A 24,189-nucleotide genomic window follows, 5' to 3' on the forward strand; every position below is an offset into this window, starting at 1 on the left:
TACTGTACAATTATTTTACCAATTCATCCATCAATTGCGCCAATTGCTTCGCCTGTTCACGGCGTTCGTACGGTTTCACACGCTCTGCAAAATCCGCTCCACGTTCCTCGCTACCCGTTTGTCCTTGGGCTTTCCACTCCTGATACAACTTCAAGTACGCTTGCTTGATCTCGTCTTTTTGCTCTGGATCGGCTACTTGTCCGAGACGGAAATCTTCAATAATCTCTGTCGCTTCGCCTCTTTTGTTCAGAGCAAGAATCGGGTTGCCGATCCCCATGTATTCGTAGAGCTTGCCCGGAATATACGCTCCGGCGTCAGCGGACACATCCCCGATCAGCAAGAGGGCATTCGCACCTTTCATCAGTCCGAGCGCTTCTTTATGCGGCAGGTTCCCCAGTACCCGAACGATGTCACCCAGCCCCAATGCTTCTACACAGTCGCGATTTTCGGAATACCCCGGATAATCGAACACCCCGGCAAAGCTGAGCAAGAGATCATTTCGGTCTATTGCTTTTTCATCGATGAGTTCCCGGATGGCTTGCAGGAGAAGGCGTGGGTTGCGCTTTTGATACAAAATACCGGCGTACACCGCATGAAATTTGTTCGGAGCAGCATGGCTGGCAGCCAAACCTTGAAAATCAGCCTGATCAAACCCATTGTAGATCAGCTCCATCCGCTTGATGCGGTCCTGGTGCTTCTCTCGAAAATTATAGGCGAAGGTCGCGGTAACGGTCGTGATCGCATCCGCTTGGGACATCACCGCCTCCTCCATTCGCTCTTCCATGCGCTCTCGCCATTCGATGCCAGAGGTGTGCATATTTTGCGTCCACGGATCACGGAAATCCGCTACCCATTTGCAGCCAAACTCACGGGAAAGCTTTTTCGCAACCAAATGGTTCGTTACTGGTCCCGATGTGGAAAAAATCACGTCGATCTTTTCACGGCGCATAATCTCCCGCCCCAGCTTGAGCGCATTCGGCATCCATAGGATTTGGTCGTCTGGAATCAACAAGAATGGCTTTACTTTTTTCAGCACATTGACGACCTGTTTTTTTACCTTCGCCTTGAACGAAGGCTGCGATGGTATGGACGTTGTATTGGCACTAGCTGATGCGGCTTGCCCCCCTCGATTCGGCAACAACTGCCACTCCTTCGCACGGTGAATGGTGACATCACTCGGCAGCTGTGCCAAAAGGGATGGATCGAGCGTCGCATGATAAGCAGGATCTACTGTCAGCACATGGACATTCCAGCCAAACTCCCCCAAATATTTGGCCATTTTCAACGGTCTTGGCACGCCGCCTCCACCAATAGGAGGAAATATGTAGCATATGATCAACACGTTGTGCGTATTCATTTACGTAACCGTCCTTCTCCATTTCAATTTTCCATCATCAACGATACCATAAGTGCTGTCTTATTGCGAATCTAGCGGGCATCTGCTATAGTGAAAATGGCTTTGTTTATAAATGATCGTTCATTTTTTTGGTACACCGCCTCTATTCGGTCGTACCTCCATTTACATACCTCGGTAAGAGGTTTTTTAATTACGATTCGGGTGAATTCAGATGAGCAAATTACGAGTCCTCCACGTGATTGGCGGGGGGGAATTTGGCGGTGCTGAACAACATATTCTCAATTTGGTCACTACTTTTCCTGTCGACGAAGTAGATGTCGCAGTCGTATGCTTCTATGATTCTCTATTCGCGAGTAAATTGCGGGAATCAGGCATCCAAGTCATTACACTGAATCAGTTCGGACGTTTTGACTTACGATTGCTTCAGGCTCTGCGGAATGCCTTTTCCACATTCCAACCAGCGATCATCCATACGCATGGGATTAAAGCCAATTTCTTTTCCCGACTGGCTGCTCGCGGTATGAAGGTGCCTTTGCTGACCACTGTTCACAGCTCCCTCCGTTATGATTATACAAGCTCCTTGGCCTATGCCATTGTCAGCATAATGGAAATGAGCACGAGACATTGGAACCGTCATTATATCGCGATCAGTGGTGCGATTGCCGATATTTTACGGGGGCAGGGTGTTCGTTCGGCTGACATTAGCGTGATTTATAACGGAATGGACATGAAGCCTTATCGGCAAAACCATTTACGAGCGAATGACCGCAATCGACTGCGTGCGGAATGGAACATACCAGAGGACGCCTTTTTGTTCGGGACAGCAGCTCGCTTTGTTCCCGTAAAAGGTCTCCCGATTCTGCTCGATGCTTTTCATACGCTTATGACGGACAAGAAAGAGGCCCCTTATCTCGTGTTGATTGGAGACGGCTCTGAACGTGCTGGTCTCGAAGCCAAGGTAAAAGAATTGGGGCTGGAATCGCGTGTTCGCTTCGCTGGATTTCGGCAAGATATTCCTGCTTGCTTGCATGCCTTAGATGGTTTTGTCCACTCTTCTCTGTACGAAGGGCTAGGTTATACGATCATTGAGGCGATGGCTTCGGAGGTTCCTGTCGTAGCAAGCAGTGTCGGCGGTGTGAAAGAGTTTGTTTTCGATGGCGAGACGGGGTTGATCGTAGAACCGGGAAATCCCGCTTTGTTGGCGCAAGCAATGGAACGGCTATGGACTTCACCACAGTTGCGTGAGACCATGGTGCAAAACGCGCTGAACAAAGTAGAATCCACTTTTACCATTCAACTCATGACCGAACAAATTGTTGCTCTATATCGTACGTTACTGAAGTAACGAAAAGCACGGTGAAACGCGAACAGCGGGCATCGTGCTTTTTCATATGATTTGTTTGAAGAATCTGTTTTTATGGTTGCCTACTCATGATCAATCTGGTTACATATGAATTGGAACTATTTTGTATAACAAGCTGCACCAGACAGAAAGGGTGAAAATGAGATGAAATTATTTCTTTCGGTAGACATGGAAGGTATTTCAGGTATTGTGGATACGAGCTATATTAACCCAGATTCGGGGGTTAACTATCAGCGTGGCCGCCAGTTTATGACGGACGATGCCAATGCGGTTATTGAAGCTGCACTTGAGTCTGGCGTAACGGAAATTGTTGTAGCAGACAGTCACAACACGATGAACAACATTCTCTGGGAAAAGCTCCATCCAAAAGCGAGACTGTTGGCAGGTTCTCCACGCGATTCATCCATGATGCAAGGACTCGATGAGAGCTTTGATGCAGCGATGTTTATCGGCTATCATACCCGCCAAGGGATTCCTGGCGTGCTCAGTCATACGATGTCCGGTGTTGTCCACAATATGTATATCAACGGACAGGTCGTCGGTGAGTTCGGCTTTAACGCCGCGATTGCGGGCATGCACAACGTTCCTGTTGTCATGGTGTCTGGTGATAATCTCATCGCCGTCGAAGCACAGGAACTGATTCCAGGCATTCAAACAGCGATCGTGAAAGAAGCTGTATCCCGCACAGCTGCTATCTGTCTCTCGCGTGAAGAAGCGACTGCTGAACTGAAGCGCAAGACGGCCAATGCCTTGCGCAACCGGAACAACATCCAGCCATTCCGTACAGCTGTACCTGTAGAACTGGCGATGGAATTCTCGCATGCAGGACAAGCCGAGATGGCCGCAATTGTCCCGGGCACGCGCTATGAAACAGCAACAAACACGATTTATTACAATGCAGCCAATCCGCAAGATATGTACAAAACGATGCGCGCCATGCTGAACCTGGCGTCGGGTGCTGAATTTTTTTAAAAAGCTAAGGGAGGAACGGAAGGGCTGAAATCAGTTCTTCCGTTCTCTTCTTTTTTTCCATTTTTTAATTGGTTTTATAAAGCCACTGAGAAAGAAGCGCATTTCCAGTCCTAGCGCCTCTGGAGCCCACCCTAGCTCAGCAGGGCGTAGGCCGAAGCGTAGACTGGAAATGCGCTTCTTTCCCCCACTGCAGCTACTTCAACCAAATTAAAAAAGCAGACCCATCACCTGAGTCTGCTTGTCGTTTCAGCTTTTATAGTCTCCGAACGTTCGTCGCCTGAGGACCGCGTTGACCGTTTTCTACGTCAAACTCCACCTCTTGCCCTTCGTCCAAGGATTTGTATCCTTCGCCCTGAATAGCGGAGAAGTGAACGAAAACGTCATCTCCACCATCACGCTCGATAAAACCGAAACCTTTTTCACTGTTGAACCACTTTACTCTTCCACGTTCCATTTTTGCCTCCTAGCATGTAACCCTTACATGACATTTGAAATATTGTCTTACCTCGGTTACTATTGCCATTTACGAGGCTTATTATACGTGGTCTAGTTTTTTTCTCCTATTTCGCAGCCTTTGTTGCTTCTTCTGCTTTACTCTGGTCCACAATGATTTGTCCCTTCCAGTTGCCCGCTGTTTTGCCGATCCGGTTCACATCGACATTCAAGGTGAGTGGCTGCGGTAGCTTGAATCCACTCGCGAGGAAGGCAAGAACGCCCTCTGGCTTATCGTGATCCGCTATTCCCACCTCTACTTCCTTACCAGACTCGTCAGTTAAGTAGAAAGGCAAATGATCCTCTTTGCTGGTCCCGATAAAGTTTAGGACACTCGTACCTTCCACGCCTTTATCCTGGTACACGGGATTGCCATTTTGTTCGCCTACCACATCTAATCCTGTCGTATCGAACTCGAAAGGCACCAGTTCGCCGTTTTGTTGTTCGATACGATAGTGCAGCAGAACTTTGGATTCTTCCGCATACACTTCCGTAAAATGAATGGTAATTCCTTGATCGGTTATTTTTTGATCGATCGGTATGGACAACCCTTCTGCCGCTGCTCGCTTAACCCCTTCATCCACCAAACTGTTCAAGTCTTTTGGTTTGTCTGCAAAATATGAAGTTCCATTTAAAGCCGCATATACGCCAGTCGGCAGTACAATAGCAGCAACCAATCCCATCATAACTAATCTTTTTTTCATCATCGTTACAGGCTCCTTTTTTTCGTGATAGCGATGAAAGGACTGCCTGACTCGCTGGTCTACTACATCAGGGATCCTAGTCTCGTCAATTTGTTTGGTGATCGACTGTTTTACGATTTTTTCGATAGACATGTTTGGAGTTCCTCCTCATTCCATTCGACGTCAATCCACTCTCGGATTCGCTTTAATGCCAGATGATTTCTCGATTTTGCTGTGCCCACTGGTATTTGCAGCAGTTCGGCAATCTGATCGTACGTGAAATCGTAGTAATACCGATAAATCACGACGATGCGCAGCTTGAACGGCAGCTTTTGGATTGCTTGCTGCATCTCTGTGGCAGACTCCATCGCAAGCATTGGCTCATCCGGCGTTTCGACATGTTGCTCTTCTTCCAAGCTCTGTTTTCGTTCTAACAGACGGAATCTTCTCCAAATCTGTCTACGCCAGTTTTTCACCTGTCTAATGACAATCCCATTCACCCAGAAAAGAAACGGACGCTTGCGATCATAGGCAGGCAGTGATCTCCAAAGCTGATAGTAAATTTCGCTTACAATATCATGAACATCTTCTTTATTCGTGACCATGGCTGCTACGGTACCGTAAATTTTTGTCCGCGTCATGCTGTAGACTACCTCAAAAGCTTCCTGGTCTCCATCAAGCAAACGGTCCAGCCACAGTTCTAACATTTGATCATTCATCGGAGGGCCCCCTGAAATTGTATACACCTTGTATTGGCTCTCTCGTTCAATATGGTTCACTACTTTTTGAAAAAAAACCTCTCCAAACGCTTCTACGTGCGTTTAGAGAGGTTTTCTCGTACGAATCAGTGGAACTTATTCAAGAATTAAATGCGCACCACAGTCGCCTTGCTGACAAGATCACGCGGGATGCGGTTCTTCGTATCGAAGAGAATCGGCGCGTCAGCCATCTTTTCAGCGACATTGGCCCAATCCGCCTCAGCAAATTCCTTTTGGACAGCAGTCAGGAACAACGCATCTGCTCCATTCACTGCTTTCTCCAGACTGTCAACCTTGTGATCATACACAGTCGGAACAGCCGGATCGTAGGAACGAACGTCTACTCCTTTTGCTATGAGCACCTTGATCAGGTCGTGGACAGGGCTTACGCGGTCGTCATTGGAAAAGTCTTTCATCGCCATCCCCAATACAGCTACGCGGCTTCCTACCAATGTCTTGCCATTATTCTTCAAGGCTTGCTCGAGCATGCCAATCAACACTTCTGGTACTGCATCATTCGTGTTGCGAGCCAGTTGCAGAATCGGCAGGTTTACTTCCAATTCACGTGCCTTAGGCTGCAAGTAGTACAGCGCATTTGGCAAGCAGAAGCCACCTACACCCGGTCCTGGCGATAACAGGTTTACACGCGTGTGCGTATTGGCAACCTTGATCAACTCGAACGTATCGATGCCGAATGCCTCGGAGAAACGAGCGAATTCCTGTACCATCGCAATGTTCACATCACGCTGGATGTTCTCGATGACTTTTGCTGTCTCAACTACGCGGATATCCGTGATCGTAATGTCCGTCTCGCTGATGAAGGACAACAACTCTTTTCCTTTTTCAGCGCTTTGTTCATTGATACCACCCAGAACGAGCGGCATATGGATGAACTCTTCAAAAGCACGCCCCTCTGCAATTCGCTCCGAGCAGTATGTCAGGAAGAAATCGACACCAGCAACAAGACCGCTTGTTTCCTCCAAAATCGGCAGAATCACATCTTCTGTCGTTCCTGGTACGACGGTACTGCGGATCATGATGGTATCGCCTTTTTTCAGTACGCGACCGAGCGCTTGTGCACAGCTTTTCAGCGGTCCGAGATCTGGATCGCCGTTATGAACAGGCAATCCGACTGTTACAATATAGTTATGGACTTCCGCAGCCGCTTCCTCATAGGAGGACGTTGCACGGAAACGTTTTGCTTCAATCTGCTCTTTGAGGATCTCTGGCAACGTTTTTCCCTGATAGGACTCCAGGTGATGGGAATGTGCCGCATTGATCTCATCGACGACATGCGGTAAGACGTCAATACCGATGACGTTTGCTCCTTTCATGGCATAGGTAAGCGCCAACGGCAGGCCTACAAACCCCAATCCCACAACAGCTACGCGTACAGGTTGAGTCATTGCGTATCTCCTCTTTCACATTCTCTAAGTAAGGTCCGTATGACTGTAGTAGTCACGCGCCCAACTTGCTCATTTTTAGGACAGGTAGTAAACACCTGCAGCGATAAAAAGCACACACAATCCGATGAGGACCTTGTACAACGTTTCCAAGGCTGTTCCTCCCCCATACAATCTTGGCTTGTCCTCTTTTTCGTAAAAAGGACTTTGATTGGGCAGAATAGTTTGGTACTCTTTCGCCAAATCAAATTATACTCTCGTTTGAAATATCGTTCAACCCGTCTAACGAGGCAAGGATGCCCCTATGATATACGAAAAACCGATGGACAGGACCATCGCAATAAAACCAATGGCCCTGTTATCTTTTGCAATTTCCTGATCGACATTAAATGTAGGGGTCATGAATTCAAAAATGAAGTAAGCAGACAACAACAGGAAAAATCCGAATGTCGCCCAAATCAATGCTTCGCCCAAAGACAAATGCGCCTGAATGGAATAGCGGAAAATGTTCGCGATCCCAAAAATTTTCCCGCCTGTTGCCATTGCTACTGCCATGTTCCCACGCTTCAATTCTTCCCAAACACGATAACGCGTCACTAGTTCAAAAATGGCTAAGAATAAAACCATCGCCAGTCCAGACACAGTAAAATAAGCTGCAGTTGCAAAATATGGATTGTGTAGAAGGCTTTCCATATGTCCCTCCCGACCTCTTATTTCAATTCGGCAATGGTAGCACCTACGCCGCCTTCTCCTTGACCACCTAAGCGGAAGGATTTTACATTGCGATGATTTCTCAAATACTCGTGCACGCCTTTGCGCAGTACCCCTGTCCCGTGTCCGTGAATAATGGAGACCGAGTGCAAGCCTGCCAACAGAGCATCATCTAAAAACTGATCGATTTCCCGAATGCTGTCCTCGACGTTGTAGCCGCGCAAGTCGAGATCCATCTTGATATTCTCACTGCGACGCTTCACAGAGGTGTACGGAGCCGCTTGTGGTTTTTGCTGGATCGAGTTTTGTACATGCATATCATCGCGCTTCACTTTCATTTTCATGATCCCGATCTGCACGAGGAATTCTTCATTGTTTACTTTTTCCAGCACGGTTCCTTTTTGTCCGAAGCTCGTCACCATTACCTCGTCGCCCACCTTGATCTGTGTGGCACGAACTGCTTTTGCTGGCTTCTTCACCTTTTCCTTCTCCAGCTCAAGGACGGCATTGCCCAAGCGCTTCTTCGCATCGATGAGACGATGCTCCTTGATTTCCATGCCTTCTGCCATCATTTCGCGCAGCTCGCGAATGATCGTTTCAGCTTCTTCTTTTGCGAGTTGGACAGCAATTCGCGCTTCGTCCTCTGCTCGCTCCATTCGCTTGTTTTTCTCTTCAGCAAATTGCGCGCGCTCTTCTTCCAGCTGTCTACGCAGCTCTTCCGCTTCCTCGCGTGCCGCTTTTGCCGCTAACCTGTCTGCTTCCGCCGACTTGCGATTACGCTCCAACGAAGCGATCATGCTCTCGACCTGATTGTCTTCCTCACTGATTGAGCCGCGCGCTACATCAATGATGTGTTCTGGCAATCCCAGACGTCTTCCGATGGCAAACGCGTTGGACCTACCTGGCACCCCGATGAGCAAGCGATAAGTAGGACGCAGCGTCTGTACGTCAAATTCTACGCTGGCGTTGATGACCTCTGGTCTATCGTAGGCATACGCCTTCAATTCGCTGTAGTGAGTCGTTGCGACCAATCTCGCGCCGGAATCAATCACATGGTCGATGATGGACATGGCCAGAGCAGCACCCTCTGTCGGGTCTGTTCCTGCCCCTAGCTCGTCAAACAGAACCAAGCTCTTGTCGTCCATTTTCGCCAAGATTTGAATAATATTGGTCATATGGCTCGAGAATGTAGACAGGCTCTGCTCGATGGATTGCTCATCCCCGATATCGGCAAAAACGGAGGAGAATACAGTCATCTCGCTCTCTTCCTCTGCAGGAATATGCAAGCCTGCCATGGTCATCAAGGACAGCAGTCCGATTGTTTTGAGGGAAACGGTTTTTCCGCCTGTATTCGGGCCAGTCACAACAATCGCCTGATACTCTCCACCTAGCTCCACATCTACAGGAACGACAACTTCTCGTGGAATGAGTGGATGACGCGCTTTTCGCATGTTTACGTATCCGCGATCATTGATACGTGGGCAAATCGCTTTCATGCTCCAGGCAAGCTGAGCCTTGGCAAACATAAAATCGAGCTCTGTCAGCGCTTCTGTGTTCTCGATCAAAGCCTCTACCGCAAAGGATACCTGCTCCGTCAACACATACAGAATGCGCTCCACTTCACGTTCCTCGCGCAGGCGTAGTTCGCGAAGCTTGTTGTTCATCTCAACGATTACTTCCGGTTCGATAAAGAGCGTCGCCCCAGATGCCGACTGGTCGTGGACAATTCCGCCAAATACAGAGCGATACTCCTGCTTCACCGGAATAACGAAACGATCGCCACGAATCGTAACGATATTTTCCATCAGCATTTTTTGGTAAGTAGACGAGCGTGTCATTTGATCGAGCTTTTCGCGAATGCGCGACTCGAGCTGTCTAATCTCCTGACGTACCTGTCGCAATTCAAGACTCGCGCTATCCAAAATGTCGCCATTTTCATCAATACAGCGGCGAATTTCGGTTTCCAACTCGCGCAGGCCCTCAATACGCTCTGCCTCCTGTTGCAATAATGGCAGCTCGTGATCCTCACACATATCGAGCAAAAACGTTTTGAGCCTGCGTCCGGCCATAACGGTGCTGGCGATATCCAGCAATTCCATCGGGGCGAGCATGGCGTTCAATCTGGCGCGCTGTACGGGACCGCGGATATCGCGAATGCCACCGAGAGGCACGCTGCCTTTCAAGCGCAACACGGTTGCTGCTTGTTCAGTCCCTTGCTGAGCAGTAATGACTTCATCCAAGCGTAAAAAAGGAATCAGTTCTGATGCTTTTTCTTTACCATATGTGCAAGATGCCTTGTCAATCAACAGGGCGACTATTTTATCGTATTCTAACGTCTTTAAAACCCGTTGTTCCACTGTGCTCCTCCTTCTTTATCCAGCGGCGACCGTTGTACCGTGCGGGCGGGAGCGACGGTCTATACCGGCAATCATTACGATATCTCCCCATTATAGCATGGCAGCGGAGCTTAGAAAACTTGGGCAACGGATAGCTTCGGACAGGCACCACCGGCGAAGGATAATTTTACACGTTTTCGTTTAGCATAGTTCTACTCATTGCGTGAGAGAATGAAAGGTGAAACAACCCTAAAGGAGGAGTACACTTGACGATCATGCGCCATATCGTCCGCTTTATCGTCGCTGCCGTAGTCCTGATGTTTGTCGGATTTCTGGTCCCCGGCTTTTCGGTTAGCAGTTTTTGGACAGCTCTGTTCGCGGCCGTTGTCATCGCACTGATTGGCTGGGCCGTAGAAGCCATTTTCGGAGATCGAATTTCGCCGTACAATCGTGGTATTATTGGCTTCTTGGTCAGTGCCGTCGTGATTTATCTCACTCAGTTCATCGTCTCTGGCTTCCGCGTAACGATTCTTGGAGCGCTTCTGGCTTCCTTGGTGATCGGGATCATCGACTTGTTTATCCCGATCAAAACCCATATGGATATGCGCAATGGAGATGCCGGGAACAAGCAGGAGACATAGGCAAGATGCAACAAAGAGCCATCCCATCAAAGACGGGGTGGCTCTTCTCATTATTACCCACAACGTGAAAAGAGAGGCATTGCGCCCCTCTTTTCCTTAATCTATCGGTTTAGCCTTTGCCTCTTCCTGAATGATTTTCAGCAGTTCTTCGTACTCCTGACGCAAGCGGAAGTATTCATCCGCGATATTAACCGCAGAAAGTACGGCAATTTTGGCAGTATCCAGTCGATGGTTGCCGTTTGCGATTTCGTTCATCTTATCATCAACGAAACCGGCCACCATGCGTATGTGATTGACACTTGCCTTGCCACTGAGCCGGTATTGTTGGCCAAAGATGTCCACCGTCAAACGATTTTTCCCATCACCTTGCACGAGAGGTACCTCCCTACTGCGACCTTTGCTCTACTTTATCCTTTTTAGGTTACTGAAAATGTCAGTTTTCGTCAAGCAATCTTACATGCGCAGTTCAGCGCCTGTGTTGTTTTTCAAGGCTTCGATGACAGCAGTAGTCACTTGTTGAATCTCTTCGTCCTGCAAAGTACGCTCTGCGTGACGGAATACGAGGGCAAATGCCATGCTCTTCTTATCTTGGGCGATACGCTCACCCATGTATACATCGAACAAGGTTACGGACTCGAGCAGCTCACCTGACGCTTCACGAATCGTTGCTTCCAATGCACCAGCAGCTACACTGCGATCCACAACGAGAGCCAAGTCACGCGTTACCGCTGGGGACTTCGGCAACTGATTGTAATGTCCTACCTCGGCAGACACATCAATCAAAGCAGCTACATCAAATTGGAATACGTACGTTTCGGACAGATCATACGCTTTTTCTGTGCCCGGATGAACTTGCCCCAGATAGCCCAGACGTTTTTCTCCTACCCATACTTCTGCGGTACGTCCTGGGTGCATACCTGCGATGTCCTGAACCGCTTTGTATTCGGCAGCTTGGATACCCAAACGAGCAAAGAGTGATTCGACAATCCCTTTGGTTTGGAAGAAATCAACAGGCTGTTTAGCGCCCATCCAGTTTTGTGTGAGCAGTTGTCCAGTCAATGCACCCGCTACATACAGACGCTCTTCTGGAAGCTGCGTGAGTGTTTCTTCTTTCGTCAAGAACACACGGCCCAATTCAAAAATCGCGACATCGTGGTTTTGGCGGTTTTTATTGTAAGCCACTGTTTCCAAGAGGCTTGGAATCAAACTCGTGCGCAGAACGCTATGGTCTTCACTCATTGGCATCATGAGCGCAACAGGGTTTACTTTTTCCTGGTGCAGACCCGCTACTGCCTCGACACGATCTGGATGAACCAGTGCATAGGAAATCGCTTCATTCATTCCAGTACCGATCAGGTGATGACGGATGGTACGGCGCAATTGCTGTTCTTTAGTCAACTGTCCCTGTGTAGTCGAACCGGAAGGCAAGCTGGTCGGAATGTTGTCGTAGCCATACAGACGTGCAACCTCTTCCACCAAATCCTCTGGCAGCGTAATGTCGCCACGTCTCGTTGGAACGGTTACCGTCCATTTGTCGTCCGCTACTTCATATGGGAATTGCAGACGCTCGAAAATCGGCGATACTTCAGAAGCCGACATATTGGTTCCGAGATGCTGATTGATTTTTGTAAGCGTAACGGAAACAACAGCAGGCGCAGCTTCGCTTACAACAGCAGAGCTGATTCCTTTGGATACCGTCGCCCCAGACAATTGCTGAATCAGAGCAGCAGCACGCTCTCCCGCTTCCTGCACACGCGCTTGGTCAACGCCTTTTTCCCAACGCACGCAGCCTTCTGTACGCATGCCGAGCATACGAGCTGTGCGACGTACAGTTTTTGGCGTGAACCAAGCTGCTTCGAGGATGATTTCGCTCGTCTCGCCAGTAATTTCGGAGTTCGCTCCACCCATTACCCCTGCGATCGCCAAGCCTTTGGTCTGGTCGGCAATCAGCAAGGTTTGCTCATCCAGCGTGCGCTCTTGATCATCCAATGTCACGAGCTTTTCGCCCTCTTTTGCCAGTCGAACGACAATAGAGCGATCAGCTACTTGTGTCGCATCGAAAGCATGCAGCGGCTGACCGTACTCGAGCAGGACATAGTTGGTCACGTCTACCACGTTGTTGATCGGACGAATTCCCGCTGCCATCAGGCGATTTTTCATCCATTGCGGAGATGTCGCGATTTTGGCGTTAGTAAAGTGACGACCGTGGTATTGATAACTTTCATTTGTAGCTTCGATCTTGACTTGGATCGGGTTTTCACCACCGTTTTCGGTCAGCTCGATTTGCGGGAATACCACTTCTTTGCCCAAAATAGCGGCTACCTCGTAAGCAACCCCCAGCATGCTCAAGCAATCCGAACGGTTCGGCGTCAATCCCAATTCCAGCACATAGTCATCCAAGCCGAGGTACGAAATAGCATCCATTCCGATTTCCGCATCCGCTGGCAAGACCATAATGCCTTCTTGCTGATCTTTTGCCAGAAGCTTGTCGTTTAAGCCCAATTCTTTTGCCGAGCAGATCATCCCTTGGGATTCTACACCGCGCAGCTTGGAACGCTTGATGTTCAGTCCACCTGGGAGCTTCGCACCGATCATGGCAACGAGAACTTTTTGTCCCTTGTCTACGTTCGCTGCACCACATACGATTTGCAGGTCTTCTCCTTGTCCTGCATCAACGACGCATACGTTGAGACGGTCTGCATCCGGGTGCTTGCTGCGTTCTTTTACATAACCGATCACAACACCGGATACACCTGCGTTGCGCGATTCAACTGCGTCTACTTCAATCCCGCTGCGAGTCAGCTTTTCAGCCAGCTCCTGGGGCGTCGTTCCACTCAGATCGACGTATTCAGATAACCATTGGTATGATACCTTCATCTTTGCCTCTCCTCTCTAGCCTCGATTGAACTGACGCAGGAAACGAACGTCGTTGGTATAAAAATGGCGGATGTCCTCTACCGCGTATTTGAGCATCGCAATTCGTTCTACACCCATACCGAACGCAAAGCCGCTGACTTCCTCAGGGTTGTAGCCGGCCATTTCCAGTACGCGTGGGTGAACCATACCAGCACCCAAAATCTCGATCCAACCTGTTTGCTTACATACACGGCAACCGTGACCGCCGCAGTTGAAGCATTGTAGGTCTACCTCTACGGATGGCTCCGTGAACGGGAAGAAGCTTGGGCGCAGGCGAATTTGTTGGTTTTCCCCGAACATTTGACGGGCAAACGTCAAGAGGGTACCTTTCAAGTCACTCATCCCGATTTTTTTATCAATCACGAGACCTTCGATCTGCGTGAATTGGTGGGAATGTGTCGCATCGTCATCATCGCGGCGATACACTTTACCCGGACAGATCATTTTGAGTGGGGTCTTACCTTCTTTTTTCAACATCGTACGTGCTTGCACAGGAGATGTCTGCGTACGGAGCAGCAGTTCTTCTGTAACGTAGAACGTGTCTTGCATATCGCGTGCCGGGTGATCTTTCGGCAGGTTCAGCATCTCGAAGTTGAAGTGGTCCATTTCAACCTCAGGACCTTCTGCCACCTCAAAGCCCAAGCCGATGAAAATGTCTTCGATCTCTTCAATGATCCGAGAGAGTGGGTGCATGGTGCCTGCTGGTACTGGACGTCCTGGCAGTGTCACATCGATCGTTTGAGAAGAAAGCTTGGCAAAGAGAGCCGCTTCTTCAAATGCTTGTTGTTTGCCGGAGAACGCTGCTTCCAGGGCTTCCCTTACTTCATTCACCAGCTGACCGACAACTGGACGCTCTTCTGGGGACAAGCCGCCCATTCCGCGCAGCAGTTCTGTCAACTCGCCCTTTTTCCCCAGGTATTTGACGCGCAAATCCTGAAGTTGTGCGGCTTCTGTCACTTGGCTGATTTGGCCCAGTGCGGACTCTTTCATTTCTTGCAACCGAGTTTGCACTTCGAATCGCTCCTTTTTTCATTTGATAAAATAACCTCTATCGAGGCTAACGTAAAAAAAAAGAAAAACCCGCCCCAGAAAAGGGACGAGTTACTTTTTTCTCGCGGTACCACCCTTGTTAGACAATTCACTTCCAGCCTGTGACAAATACATGACAATATCACTAGTGGAAAGAGACATTTGTCTCACTTCAGATCATTGGTAACGGGTATGACCCGGCTGCTCCTACTGCGCGAAAAGCGGTTCAGAGTGCGGCTTTGGAGTGAATTCGGCAGCTATCATGTTAAAGATGCTCGCAGTCTGTGACATCTTCTCCCTGAAAAAACAGATAGGTCCTGCGTACTAGTCTCCGTCATCGCTTTACGTTATAATTGTTACGTAAGGAAAATTATAGCGCAACAAGAGAGAACTTTCAATTCTACAAATGTTACATATCAAGAGAGTGTTTTCATGTATATGTTACCCATTCGAAAGGGGATTTTGACATGATTGATAATGTTTCCGCCCTTTACGATAAGACAAGCAACTGTCGCCATTGCCAAGCGACCTTTTCGACCAAAAGGATCAGAAGCGGAACGTTGACGATGGTCAATCGCGACAGCGATTTTTATACCACCTTTAAAGAGCAATCTTTAAATCCCATTTTATATACCGTCAATGTCTGCCCTGAATGCGGCTTCGCCTTTACGGATCAATTCCGGGACAAGCTCGCCCCTTGGCAAAAGCAGATTGTGGATGAACAAATCTCCTCGAAATGGAAGCCAAAAGATTTTGGGAAGGTTCGTCATGTACCAGAAGCCATTGTCAGCTACAAACTGGCCATTTACGCAGCTGAACTAACGGATCAGCCCCATTCCGTAAAAGCGGGTCTGTATTTGCGTCTCGCATGGCTTTATCGATTCCAGAAAAATATCGCGGAAGAAATGCGCTTTATCGATATGGCCGTGGAAGAATATGAACAATCGTATATTCATTCCGACTATACACGCGGCGACAAGGAAATGACCGAAGTCCGCTTGCTGTACTTGATTGGTGAACTCTACCGCAGACTCGAAAAGTTTGACTTAGCCATCAAGTATTTCGGCAAAGCACTAGCTTTTCGCAACCACACCATTGAGAGCGGCATTATCCGGATGGCGCAAGATCAATGGCAGCTCGCGCGCGAAGAGTACAAAGAGAAAAAAAGTGAGCAAAAGATCGGCTAAGCATGCCGATCTTTTCTTTTGCGTTGTGCCTCGTATACAAAAATTCCTGCCGCGACTGCTGCATTCAATGACTCTGCGCCGCCATAAAGCGGAATGTGAACGAATTGATCTGCCCTGGCAAACATCTCTTTGGAGACGCCTCTTCCTTCATTTCCGATAACCATTGCCGTCAGACCAGCATAATCAGCCTCGTCATAGGAAACACTGTTTTGCTCCAAGGAAGAGATCAGAACTCGCCCTCCCTTTGCCTTCCATTCATCTGCCGTCTCGACTAACGATTGTGTAAAGACCGGGATGCGGAACAGTGCTCCCATTGTGGCCCGTACCACTTTTCCATTGTAAATATCGACACTTCCACTTCCAAGTACGACACCATCAACTGCTGCCGCTTCTGCTGTACGCAAAATCGTGCCGAGGTTGCCCGGGTCTTGTATTTCGTCCAAAAAGAGGAGTAGCAAGCTGCCTTGTTCCTCTCTCTTCTTATCTACCCATTTTGCCCAATCTGCTGCTGTTTTTTTCACTTCGGCCACAATTCCTTGTGGTGACTTGGTTTCGGACAGCTTCGCCAGTACTACTTCTGATGCCGCAATGACCTGGACAGCTTCCGGATGATTAGCCAGAGCACGCTGACAGGCAGGGTCCATGTCACGCTGCTGATCGTAAATAACGGTGACTACCTCCGCCCCGCTTTTTAACGCCTCCTCTACCAGATGCGCCCCTTCCACGAGAAAACGCTGCTGCTCTTCCCGACCTTTCCGTGATAGCAACTGGTGCAATCGCTTTACCAGAGGGTTTTGTACCGAAGTAATGATTTCATTTGTCATAAACCTATGCCCGCTCCTCAAATTCACGTAAGTCTTTGTTGTTCCCGATCACCACAAGCACGTCGCCGTATTGGATGACTTCATCCGGGCTAGGAGCGATGTTGAATTTATCTCCACTTTTGATGGCAATAACGTTGACCTCGTATTTTTTCCGAATATCCAGTTGCCGCAAGTTTTGACCGACCAGCTTGGACGACACGACTACCTCCGCCACGCTGTAGTCCTCTGCCAGCTCAATAAAATCAAGAACGTTAGAGGAGATCAGATTGTGGGCGACCCGCACCCCCATGTCACGCTCAGGGAATACGACACGGTCAGCTCCTACCTTGTACAATACTTGTCCATGACGCTCATTCTGTGCTTTTGCCACGATCTTTTTGACACCCAAGTCTTTCAGTGTCAATACCGTCAGGATGCTCGCCTGAATATCGACCCCAATCGCCACGACGACTACGTCAAAATTGCGAATGCCGATTTCCTTCAAGGCGCGTTCATCCGTAGAATCAGCTGCTACCGCGTGCGTTACGTACTGAATATTTTCGTTAATACGCTCCTCGTTCTCATCTATTCCCATGACTTCATAATCCATCTCGTACAACGTTCTCGCCACGCTAGAACCAAAACGTCCCATCCCGATAATGGCAAATTGCTTGGACATGTTAATCTTCTCCTTTACGGAACTTACCAATATCAAGCATTATAGCACATCCAAAACATCCGCCACAAAACGGTCATGAACGTTTTGTTCGAAAAGCATGGTATGCACAAATCAGCGTTTACAAATACTATTTCTTGAATTCATTCTCACAAGAGAGGTGTAGCACGGTCATGAATATTGCCTCACTCAACTTACGTCAAGCGATCATGTACAAAATGCAAGGCTCAGATCCAAGCGCAGTCGAAGAAACCATCAGTGATGCCATCTCTAGCGGTCAGGAGAAAACACTCCCAGGTTTAGGCGTTTTGTTTGAAGTGCTGTGGCAAAACAGTGATGCTTCCTCACGTCAATCCATGATTTCGACTATCGCGGAACACTTGCCTGAGCAAGCCGAAAAACCGATCTAACCACATCTTCTTCGAAAAAAGCATGCTACAAAGGGAGGGACTCTTATGTCCCTCCCTTTTCATTGTTTACTTCCCGGCCTTTATTGAACTGATTGCGCATGAATTGGGTGATGGCCAGCAAGATCGGAATGAAGATGGTTACCATATATCCCATGGTGGTCAAGTGTTTTAAATATGAATACAACTCCACCGTATTTTGCGGTATTAACGAAAAGAAAAAAAGTGGCACCATCATCACGATTGCGCTAATTCGTTGAAAACGAATGCCTTTTCGAAACCACTGCCGTAATGAAAAAATCGTCGCATAAAACATATTCCCGATCGTTGTAAATACAGAAGCAACCCAGATCGCAAGAAAAGCGGACTCAAAACGCTCCAAAAACCAGCCGGTTCTCTGGGTTACCTTGACCAGTTCAAGCGTAGGCCAAATCAGCCGCTGTAATTCTTCATATCCAAATACAGTGATACCTGCGATAACTGTAATCATATAAACGACAAAGGCAAAGCTCATACCTGTAATGCTTGCCACTCCAAGCCTTGCACCTGGAATCGCGAAAGCAAAATAAACCATTAATAGCTCATATCCGGTATAAAGCGTGTAAGTATCCAGACCTGTTTTTACGACATCTGTCCATGACTCTATATGAAATGGCAATAAATTGTACCAATCTGCGTTCATAAAGGAGACGAGCGGAATCAAGAGCGACGGCAACAGGAGAAAAGGAATCAACAGCTCATTTACCCTTGCCACTACTTCAATCTCATGACAGCATAGAAACAAGACCAACAAAAGCAGCGTGACTATAATTACCTCCAGCGGTGTATCTGGCAAAACGGAGGTCACGACGACTTCCCCAAACACTCTGGCTGTTATACCTGCATTGAAAAACTGATAAAGAATGAATAGACAAATACACAGTGTGCCTATGACAGAACCAAATATCCGCGGCATAAATTCGACAAAGGTAAGACCAGGAAACTGATTACCTAAATACACGATGGCCGTCACTGCCACGCCGGCTATTAAGGCACCTGAAATAGGGCCAATCCACCCCGCTTGTTGAAGAAGAATAGTGGACGTTCTCGGGATGGTGAGAATCCCCACCCCGATCATCGAACTGATTATAATACTTGTAATTTGCCAGGTACCAAAATTACGTTGCTGATTCTCCACAGTGATCGCTCTCCTATTGCATTTCCATACCAAGACGGCGCAGCTTGATTGTGTATTTGACGCGAATCGGAAAATCCCTGAAATCTTTCTTCCAGTCGTGAGTCTTCCAGTAATCATGATAATGCTTCGCACGCAGTGTAAGACCGAGCTTTAAAATGTCGCTATTGTACTGCTTTTGCAATTGCTGCAAAAGCTTCTTTGCACGGTTTTCCATTTCTTTTTTTATCAGCGCCTGCATTTGTGTGACGAATTGCTCTGGGGGAATATGCAGGTCTTCTGTGAGTTCGACAATATCCCCTTGGAGCTCGCAATGAAAGGTAGCCGAAAAGTCATCTTGAATGGTCACCTTTTTTTTTGCGAAGTGCGGTCGAAAGCTTACATATCCGTTCTTGGTTTTCGGCAATGCAATCACAATGTCTCCACCCGGTTTTTCATTTCGCAGCTGGAGCAATGCCCATGTTTGCAGGTGATCCAGTATCCCCATCATCTTGTGTCCACGAAAAACAGCAACCCCTTTCCAGCTCACTTCATTTTTACTTGCCTCTACATAATTCAGAAACGGCTCCATGGTAAGATTAGAGGTCTGATTGAAATAGTCGCCCAACGTTTGATCCGGAATTCTCCCTAATTTCATGCCATTTTCGATCAGCCCCATCAAAAAGACGACCGGAATTGGCTCGATCCTCGGCTTGATTTCCAGCAAGGTAGACGCTTTGCCCTTTACGACGATCGGCCACAGGAGTCTCCGTATTTGCGGTTCGCGACGAAAACCGTCCATGATGTCTTGGATCCCCTTTCTAGCGATCTCCTCACTCAAAGCGAGAACACGCGTATGTCCAAGAAACAATCGTTGGTTCAGCCGCATTTGCAAGTTGTTGGCAGCATCTGTCACCGTTCTTCCTGTCACGCTCATGATTTTCACGGCATCCGCACCACTCCCTCCCCCCTTCCCGCTGCTCCCCGCGATTTTGATGGGAATCGGAATTTGGACGGTCATTTTGTACAGATTTTCATCTTTTTCATCCTGATCAATCGCAATAGCCAATACCGATGCGCGTTCCTCCAATTCCCGTCTGTCCCAGCACCCCGTCAGCAAGATTGTACAGATGATCAGCAAAGCGAAGTATCTAAAAGACTTACCCATCGATATTCCGCCCCTCTCGTCGGGTCACCATGTCACGGATGAGGATTGCTACCCAGTAAACGACGGGGAACAGCAAATTAATAACCAGGCTAGACAACCCCAGCAACGACGCCCACTTAAATACTTCTGTAATGTTTTGTGGAATGAGTGAAAAGAAGAATAAAGGGACGAGAAGGGCAGAAGCCACGATTCTTTGAAACCTGATTCCCTTGCGAAACAATTGTCTCAGTGAATAAACAACCGCATAATATGCATTGGCTACCGTAGTAAAAACGGCCGACACCCACACTGCCAAAAAAGCAGACTCCAAACGTTCCAAGATCAATCCTGGCACCTGTGTCGTCTTGACCAATTCAAGTGTCGGCCACGTCACCCTCTGCAGCTCTTCGTATCCAAATACCGAAATACCAGCAACCACAATTAACATGTAGAGTGATGCTGCAATTAATAAACTGTAAAATCCCGCCAATTCCCTGTTCGTGTTTTTTTGCGCATAGGCGAAAAAGACGAACATAATTTCAAAACCGGAATAGGAATAAATTCCTTCGTACACTCCTTCTACCATTGAACGGATCGACACATGATTAATCGGCAGGAGATTCCCAATTTCCGCCTTTTGAAACGACGCAATCGCAATAAAAAGAAGTGGAAAGATAATAAAAGGAAACAGCAGCTCGTTCACTCGAGCTACTACTTCCACCTCATGCATGCACAAAAATAGTACCAGCAAAAACATCGTGATCAGCAATACTTCCAACGGAGTCTGCAAAAGAACGGAAGTCACAACGACTTCACCAAACACACGCGATACGACTGCCGTGGAAAAATACAGGTATACCAGATAGATACAAATCCAAGGGAGGCTGAATACTTTGCCCACCCAAGGCCGTCTGGCGGATCCCCATACCTTGTGACTGTATTCAATAAAGGTTTCCCCTGGGTAACGCTTGCTCAATTTGACAATCAACCATAAGGAAACAAACGCACCTGCAGAGCCAATAAGGGGGGCGATCCAGCCTGCCTCAAATAATTTCGAACTGGTTGTACGAGGAAGGGTCAACACGCCGACACCGATTAAGGTACTTGTGATGAGACAAATTTGCTGCCACATCGATAGAGTCTGGTGCCAGCCGTGCCCCTCCCTCCTGTTCATTTCGGGTTATCCTCCTCTCTGATCCGGATTTTATCTTGGACATGAAACATCATCGGCCTTGTTTTGAAGAGATGATGAGGAGCCCTTATGAACAAGTCCTTCATTCCATTCAGGTTGAGCGGACTAAGTGGGCTCATATAGGGTACTCCAAACGATTTCAATGAAGATAAGTGAATGAGGATGACGATCACAAACAGCATAATACCGTAAAGACCAAACATCCCTGCCAAGATCATAACCGGAAAGCGGAGCATCCGAATGGCAATCGCTGCACTGTAACTCGGGGATGCGAACGAACCGATTGTCGTCACAGCTACGATGATTACCATGACAGGACTGACAAGCCCAGCAGTTACCGCCGCTTCCCCGACCACGAGTGCTCCAACAATCCCGATCGTAGGACCTATTGGCCCCGGCAGCCTCACGCTAGCTTCCCTCAATATCTCAATGGCCAACTCCATAATCAGGGCTTCGACTAGAGAAGGGAATGGAACAGTAGATCGTCCTGCCGCCATCGCAATGACCAGTCGAGAAGGAATCATCTCCGGATGGAACGCACTAAAAGCGATATAAAGAGACGGCAACATCAAGGCGATGCTGATACTGATAATCCGAATGAAACGAATCAAGGTCGCGATGTAAAATCGCTCGTAATAATCCTCGGGACTCTGATAAAACTGCGAAAATACAGCCGGGGCAATCAAACCAAACGGTGTCCCGTCAACCAGAATGCCTACCTTCCCTTCCAAGAGATTGGCCACTACTTTGTCAGGGCGCTCCGTGTTTTGAATCTGCGGAAATGGGGACCATCTCCGATCCTGGATCATTTGTTCGATGTAACCACTCTCCAGCACAGAATCCACATGAACGTTCTCAATTCGCGCAATCACTTCTTCCACCATCGGGGGATACGCAATGCCGTCGATGTACATGACGTAAATGTCAGTCTGTGTTCGTTCACCGACAACCATATGACGCACTCTGAGATTAGGGTCCTTCAAGCGGAAGCGGATCAGCGCTGCATTCACGCACAACGTTTCACAAAACCCATCGCGCGGCCCTCGTACGACTGATTCCGTCTGAGGCTCTTCCACTGAACGCCTGTCCCAACCTCTCGTGTTATTCAAATAAGCATTTTGACACCCATCGATGATCAGTACCGCACATCCAGACAAAATATTTCGGACGATCTGCCTCAGTTTGTCTGTCAAATCCAGCTCATTTGTCGCCGGATCATGATAGGTGATATCGGGAGTCGTCATATAGCGAATAATAAAATCACTGATGACATTGCGATCCACCATGCCATCTATAAAAACGATAGCGGCCTGAGCCTTTGACTTTGTTTGAAAACGACGAATGACGAGATCGTCACATTTTCCAAACTGCGCTTCAATCAATTGAATGTTTTCTTCCACATTTGTCGTGAGCGTAACATCTGATACGCTTTCCATGCTCTTCTCGGCGTACTGCTCCAACGATTTTGACTGGAGGGCTTCTTTTCTTTTTTGCCATGCTTGAAAAAACTGGCTCAAGCTGCTCACCCTTATCCATGGAATGTATCCTGCCTACAGGTACGGATAGTGTGCCCAATAATGGAAAGGAAATCCCGTAAAAGGCGTATTCAAAAAGAAAAACAGGCCCAACCTAAGTCGGACCTGTTAAGCAACTACCTCGCGCTTGTTCTCAAATTTCTCGTAGTTCTTCTCTTGCATGATCGTCTTTACGATCTGGATACTTTCCCAAACCTCTGTATAAGTCGTATAGAAAGCAACGGGAGCTAACCGGATGATGTTTGGTGCACGGAAGTCAGGAATAATGCCCGCTTCCTTCAAAGCCTTGCATATACGTATGGCCTCATCATGCTCAAGGCTGACATGCCCACCTCGGCGATCATCCTGCTGTGGGTTTGCAATTGTAAAACCCATGTCTGCTAGCTCCACCTCGATCAAATCCATCATGAAGCGCGTTAAGGCGAGCGACTTGGTACGAAGCTTTTCCACGGACACCTCCTGAAACATTTCCAAGGAACCAAGCAGTGGGGCGAGACTCAGCATATGCGGGGTACCAATCTGGTAAGCGCCCGCACTTTCGCAAGCATCCAGCGTATGTTCCATATCAAATTGCTTATCCTTTTTCGAACTGAACCATCCCGCCAATCCAGGAGCCCTGCCAAAATGCTTGCGGTTGACATATAAGCTACCCACGCTGCCGGGCCCTGCATTTACGTATTTGTAGTTGCACCAGTATGCAAAGTCCACTCCCCATTTGCTGAAGAAATGCGGGATCGCACCTACAGAGTGACATCCGTCAAAACCAATTAGAATGCCTCTCTCATGTGCGGCTGCTGTCAATCGTTCGATATCGAGTAGCTGGCCGCTGCGATACAGGACGGTCGGGAGGACAACCAGTGCTACTTCATCCGTCATCGCATCGATAATGTCCTCTTCTTCGATCAGGCGGCCATCTCTTGACGCTACCCGAACCAAATGCTCTTCCGGGTCCAGTCCATGGAGCTTCATTTGACTCTGGAGTGCGTATATATCGGTAGGGAAATCCAGCTCGGTTGCAATCACCTTCGTCCTCTTCCCAACCGGATGATAGAAGGTAGCTGCCAACTGATGGAGGTTGATCGTCGTAGAACCCGTTACGATCACTTCCTCGGGGCTTGCCCCTACAAGTGCTGCGCTCATCTCTCCCAATTTCTCCGAGAAGAAAAACCACGGATGGTTACCCGTTGTCCAGCCTTCCACACCCAGCTCCTTCCAAGACCGCATCACATCCATGACACTCTTTTCCGCTCTTTTTGACATGAGACCAAGCGAGTTTCCATCCAAATACAGGCTCGGAAGCAAATAAAACTCTTCGCGATAGCTCGCGAGTTCGTCCTGTGCATCCAATTGCTGTGCGTGCGCTTTCGTTAGGGGGCTTGATTGAGACATAGCTACCTCCTCAGCTTGTTCTATCGTTACCCCTATTAT

At 48.2% G+C, this 24,189-nt stretch carries 22 protein-coding genes and 1 other annotated feature; of the genes, 5 read left to right on the forward strand and 17 right to left on the reverse strand.

Annotated features, from left to right (window positions below):
* Positions 1-10 precede the first annotated feature (10 nt).
* Positions 11-1,357, reverse strand: a complete 1,347-nt coding sequence (locus HP399_RS22605; protein ID WP_173619087.1) for a glycosyltransferase family 4 protein — start codon at positions 1,355-1,357, stop codon at positions 11-13.
* A 211-nt stretch (positions 1,358-1,568) separates the two neighbouring features.
* Between HP399_RS22605 and HP399_RS22610 the strand changes: the two genes are divergently transcribed.
* Complete coding sequence (locus HP399_RS22610) at positions 1,569-2,702, forward strand: glycosyltransferase (RefSeq protein WP_173619088.1); 1,134 nt, start codon at positions 1,569-1,571, stop codon at positions 2,700-2,702.
* A 162-nt stretch (positions 2,703-2,864) separates the two neighbouring features.
* Positions 2,865-3,692, forward strand: a complete 828-nt coding sequence (locus tag HP399_RS22615) for a M55 family metallopeptidase (RefSeq protein WP_173619089.1) — start codon at positions 2,865-2,867, stop codon at positions 3,690-3,692.
* 253 nt (positions 3,693-3,945) lie between these two features.
* On the opposite strand, the gene HP399_RS22620 is transcribed toward HP399_RS22615, so the two are convergent.
* The 6 genes from HP399_RS22620 to HP399_RS22645 all read right to left on the reverse strand — a co-directional run bounded on the left by HP399_RS22620 (position 3,946) and on the right by HP399_RS22645 (position 10,096).
* Positions 3,946-4,146, reverse strand: coding sequence for a cold-shock protein (locus HP399_RS22620; RefSeq protein ID WP_007728493.1), 201 nt, complete (start codon positions 4,144-4,146; stop codon positions 3,946-3,948).
* A gap of 106 nt (positions 4,147-4,252) precedes the next feature.
* Positions 4,253-5,020 carry a DUF4179 domain-containing protein gene (locus tag HP399_RS22625; protein WP_173619090.1) on the reverse strand — a complete coding sequence of 256 codons (768 nt, stop codon included), beginning with the start codon at positions 5,018-5,020 and terminating at the stop codon, positions 4,253-4,255.
* Positions 4,999-5,586: a sigma-70 family RNA polymerase sigma factor gene (locus tag HP399_RS22630; RefSeq protein WP_173619091.1), complete on the reverse strand. Its 588-nt coding sequence runs from the start codon at positions 5,584-5,586 to the stop codon at positions 4,999-5,001. The genes HP399_RS22625 and HP399_RS22630 overlap by 22 nt, the downstream gene beginning before the upstream one ends.
* 146 nt (positions 5,587-5,732) lie before the next feature.
* The gene (locus tag HP399_RS22635; RefSeq protein ID WP_173619092.1) at positions 5,733-7,031 is read right to left on the reverse strand and encodes a nucleotide sugar dehydrogenase; all 1,299 of its coding nucleotides are present in this window, start codon (positions 7,029-7,031) and stop codon (positions 5,733-5,735) included.
* 279 nt (positions 7,032-7,310) lie between these two features.
* Positions 7,311-7,721, reverse strand: a complete 411-nt coding sequence (locus HP399_RS22640) for a DUF350 domain-containing protein (protein ID WP_007728502.1) — start codon at positions 7,719-7,721, stop codon at positions 7,311-7,313.
* A gap of 17 nt (positions 7,722-7,738) precedes the next feature.
* Complete coding sequence (locus HP399_RS22645) at positions 7,739-10,096, reverse strand: endonuclease MutS2 (protein ID WP_173619093.1); 2,358 nt, start codon at positions 10,094-10,096, stop codon at positions 7,739-7,741.
* A 245-nt stretch (positions 10,097-10,341) separates the two neighbouring features.
* Here HP399_RS22645 and HP399_RS22650 point away from each other — a divergent pair, with 245 nt between their 5' ends.
* Complete coding sequence (locus HP399_RS22650; RefSeq protein WP_017251059.1) at positions 10,342-10,716, forward strand: phage holin family protein; 375 nt, start codon at positions 10,342-10,344, stop codon at positions 10,714-10,716.
* Between the two features lie 96 nt (positions 10,717-10,812).
* Here HP399_RS22650 and zapA read toward each other — a convergent pair whose 3' ends face one another.
* The 3 genes from zapA to pheS all read right to left on the reverse strand — a co-directional run bounded on the left by zapA (position 10,813) and on the right by pheS (position 14,643).
* Positions 10,813-11,088, reverse strand: coding sequence for a cell division protein ZapA (zapA, locus tag HP399_RS22655; protein WP_007728510.1), 276 nt, complete (start codon positions 11,086-11,088; stop codon positions 10,813-10,815).
* Positions 11,089-11,169: 81 nt separating this feature from the next.
* Positions 11,170-13,593 carry a phenylalanine--tRNA ligase subunit beta gene (gene pheT / locus HP399_RS22660; RefSeq protein ID WP_173619094.1) on the reverse strand — a complete coding sequence of 808 codons (2,424 nt, stop codon included), beginning with the start codon at positions 13,591-13,593 and terminating at the stop codon, positions 11,170-11,172.
* A gap of 15 nt (positions 13,594-13,608) precedes the next feature.
* The gene (gene pheS / locus HP399_RS22665) at positions 13,609-14,643 is read right to left on the reverse strand and encodes a phenylalanine--tRNA ligase subunit alpha (protein WP_007728518.1); all 1,035 of its coding nucleotides are present in this window, start codon (positions 14,641-14,643) and stop codon (positions 13,609-13,611) included.
* A gap of 78 nt (positions 14,644-14,721) precedes the next feature.
* Positions 14,722-15,008: a binding site (T-box leader), on the reverse strand.
* 120 nt (positions 15,009-15,128) lie between these two features.
* Here pheS and HP399_RS22670 point away from each other — a divergent pair.
* On the forward strand, positions 15,129-15,848 hold the full coding sequence (locus HP399_RS22670) for a DUF2225 domain-containing protein (protein WP_173619095.1): 720 nt from the start codon (positions 15,129-15,131) through the stop codon (positions 15,846-15,848).
* On the opposite strand, the gene HP399_RS22675 is transcribed toward HP399_RS22670, so the two are convergent.
* Positions 15,845-16,672: a TrmH family RNA methyltransferase gene (locus tag HP399_RS22675; protein ID WP_173619096.1), complete on the reverse strand. Its 828-nt coding sequence runs from the start codon at positions 16,670-16,672 to the stop codon at positions 15,845-15,847. The genes HP399_RS22670 and HP399_RS22675 overlap by 4 nt on opposite strands.
* Before the next feature lie 4 nt (positions 16,673-16,676).
* The gene (locus HP399_RS22680) at positions 16,677-17,330 is read right to left on the reverse strand and encodes a potassium channel family protein (protein ID WP_007728524.1); all 654 of its coding nucleotides are present in this window, start codon (positions 17,328-17,330) and stop codon (positions 16,677-16,679) included.
* Between the two features lie 170 nt (positions 17,331-17,500).
* Here HP399_RS22680 and sspI point away from each other — a divergent pair, with 170 nt between their 5' ends.
* Entirely contained in the window at positions 17,501-17,737 is a 237-nt protein-coding gene (sspI, locus tag HP399_RS22685) for a small acid-soluble spore protein SspI (RefSeq protein ID WP_173619097.1), read from the forward strand.
* Positions 17,738-17,780: 43 nt separating this feature from the next.
* Here sspI and HP399_RS22690 read toward each other — a convergent pair whose 3' ends face one another.
* From HP399_RS22690 to kynU, 5 genes are all read right to left on the reverse strand, one after another.
* A complete protein-coding gene (locus tag HP399_RS22690; protein WP_173619098.1) occupies positions 17,781-18,911 on the reverse strand; it encodes a GerAB/ArcD/ProY family transporter in 1,131 nt (376 codons plus the stop codon).
* A 13-nt stretch (positions 18,912-18,924) separates the two neighbouring features.
* The gene (locus tag HP399_RS22695) at positions 18,925-20,055 is read right to left on the reverse strand and encodes a Ger(x)C family spore germination protein (protein ID WP_173619099.1); all 1,131 of its coding nucleotides are present in this window, start codon (positions 20,053-20,055) and stop codon (positions 18,925-18,927) included.
* Positions 20,048-21,208 (reverse strand): GerAB/ArcD/ProY family transporter, encoded by a 1,161-nt coding sequence (locus tag HP399_RS22700; RefSeq protein ID WP_173619100.1) that lies wholly within the window; start codon positions 21,206-21,208, stop codon positions 20,048-20,050. Before HP399_RS22700 ends, HP399_RS22695 begins: the two co-directional genes overlap by 8 nt.
* A complete protein-coding gene (locus HP399_RS22705; RefSeq protein ID WP_173619101.1) occupies positions 21,205-22,743 on the reverse strand; it encodes a spore germination protein in 1,539 nt (512 codons plus the stop codon). Before HP399_RS22705 ends, HP399_RS22700 begins: the two co-directional genes overlap by 4 nt.
* A gap of 126 nt (positions 22,744-22,869) precedes the next feature.
* Entirely contained in the window at positions 22,870-24,150 is a 1,281-nt protein-coding gene (gene kynU, locus HP399_RS22710) for a kynureninase (protein WP_173619102.1), read from the reverse strand.
* Positions 24,151-24,189 lie beyond the last annotated feature (39 nt).

This window comes from Brevibacillus sp. DP1.3A (assembly GCF_013284245.2).
In the GTDB taxonomy this organism is placed as follows: Bacteria; Bacillota; Bacilli; order Brevibacillales; family Brevibacillaceae; genus Brevibacillus.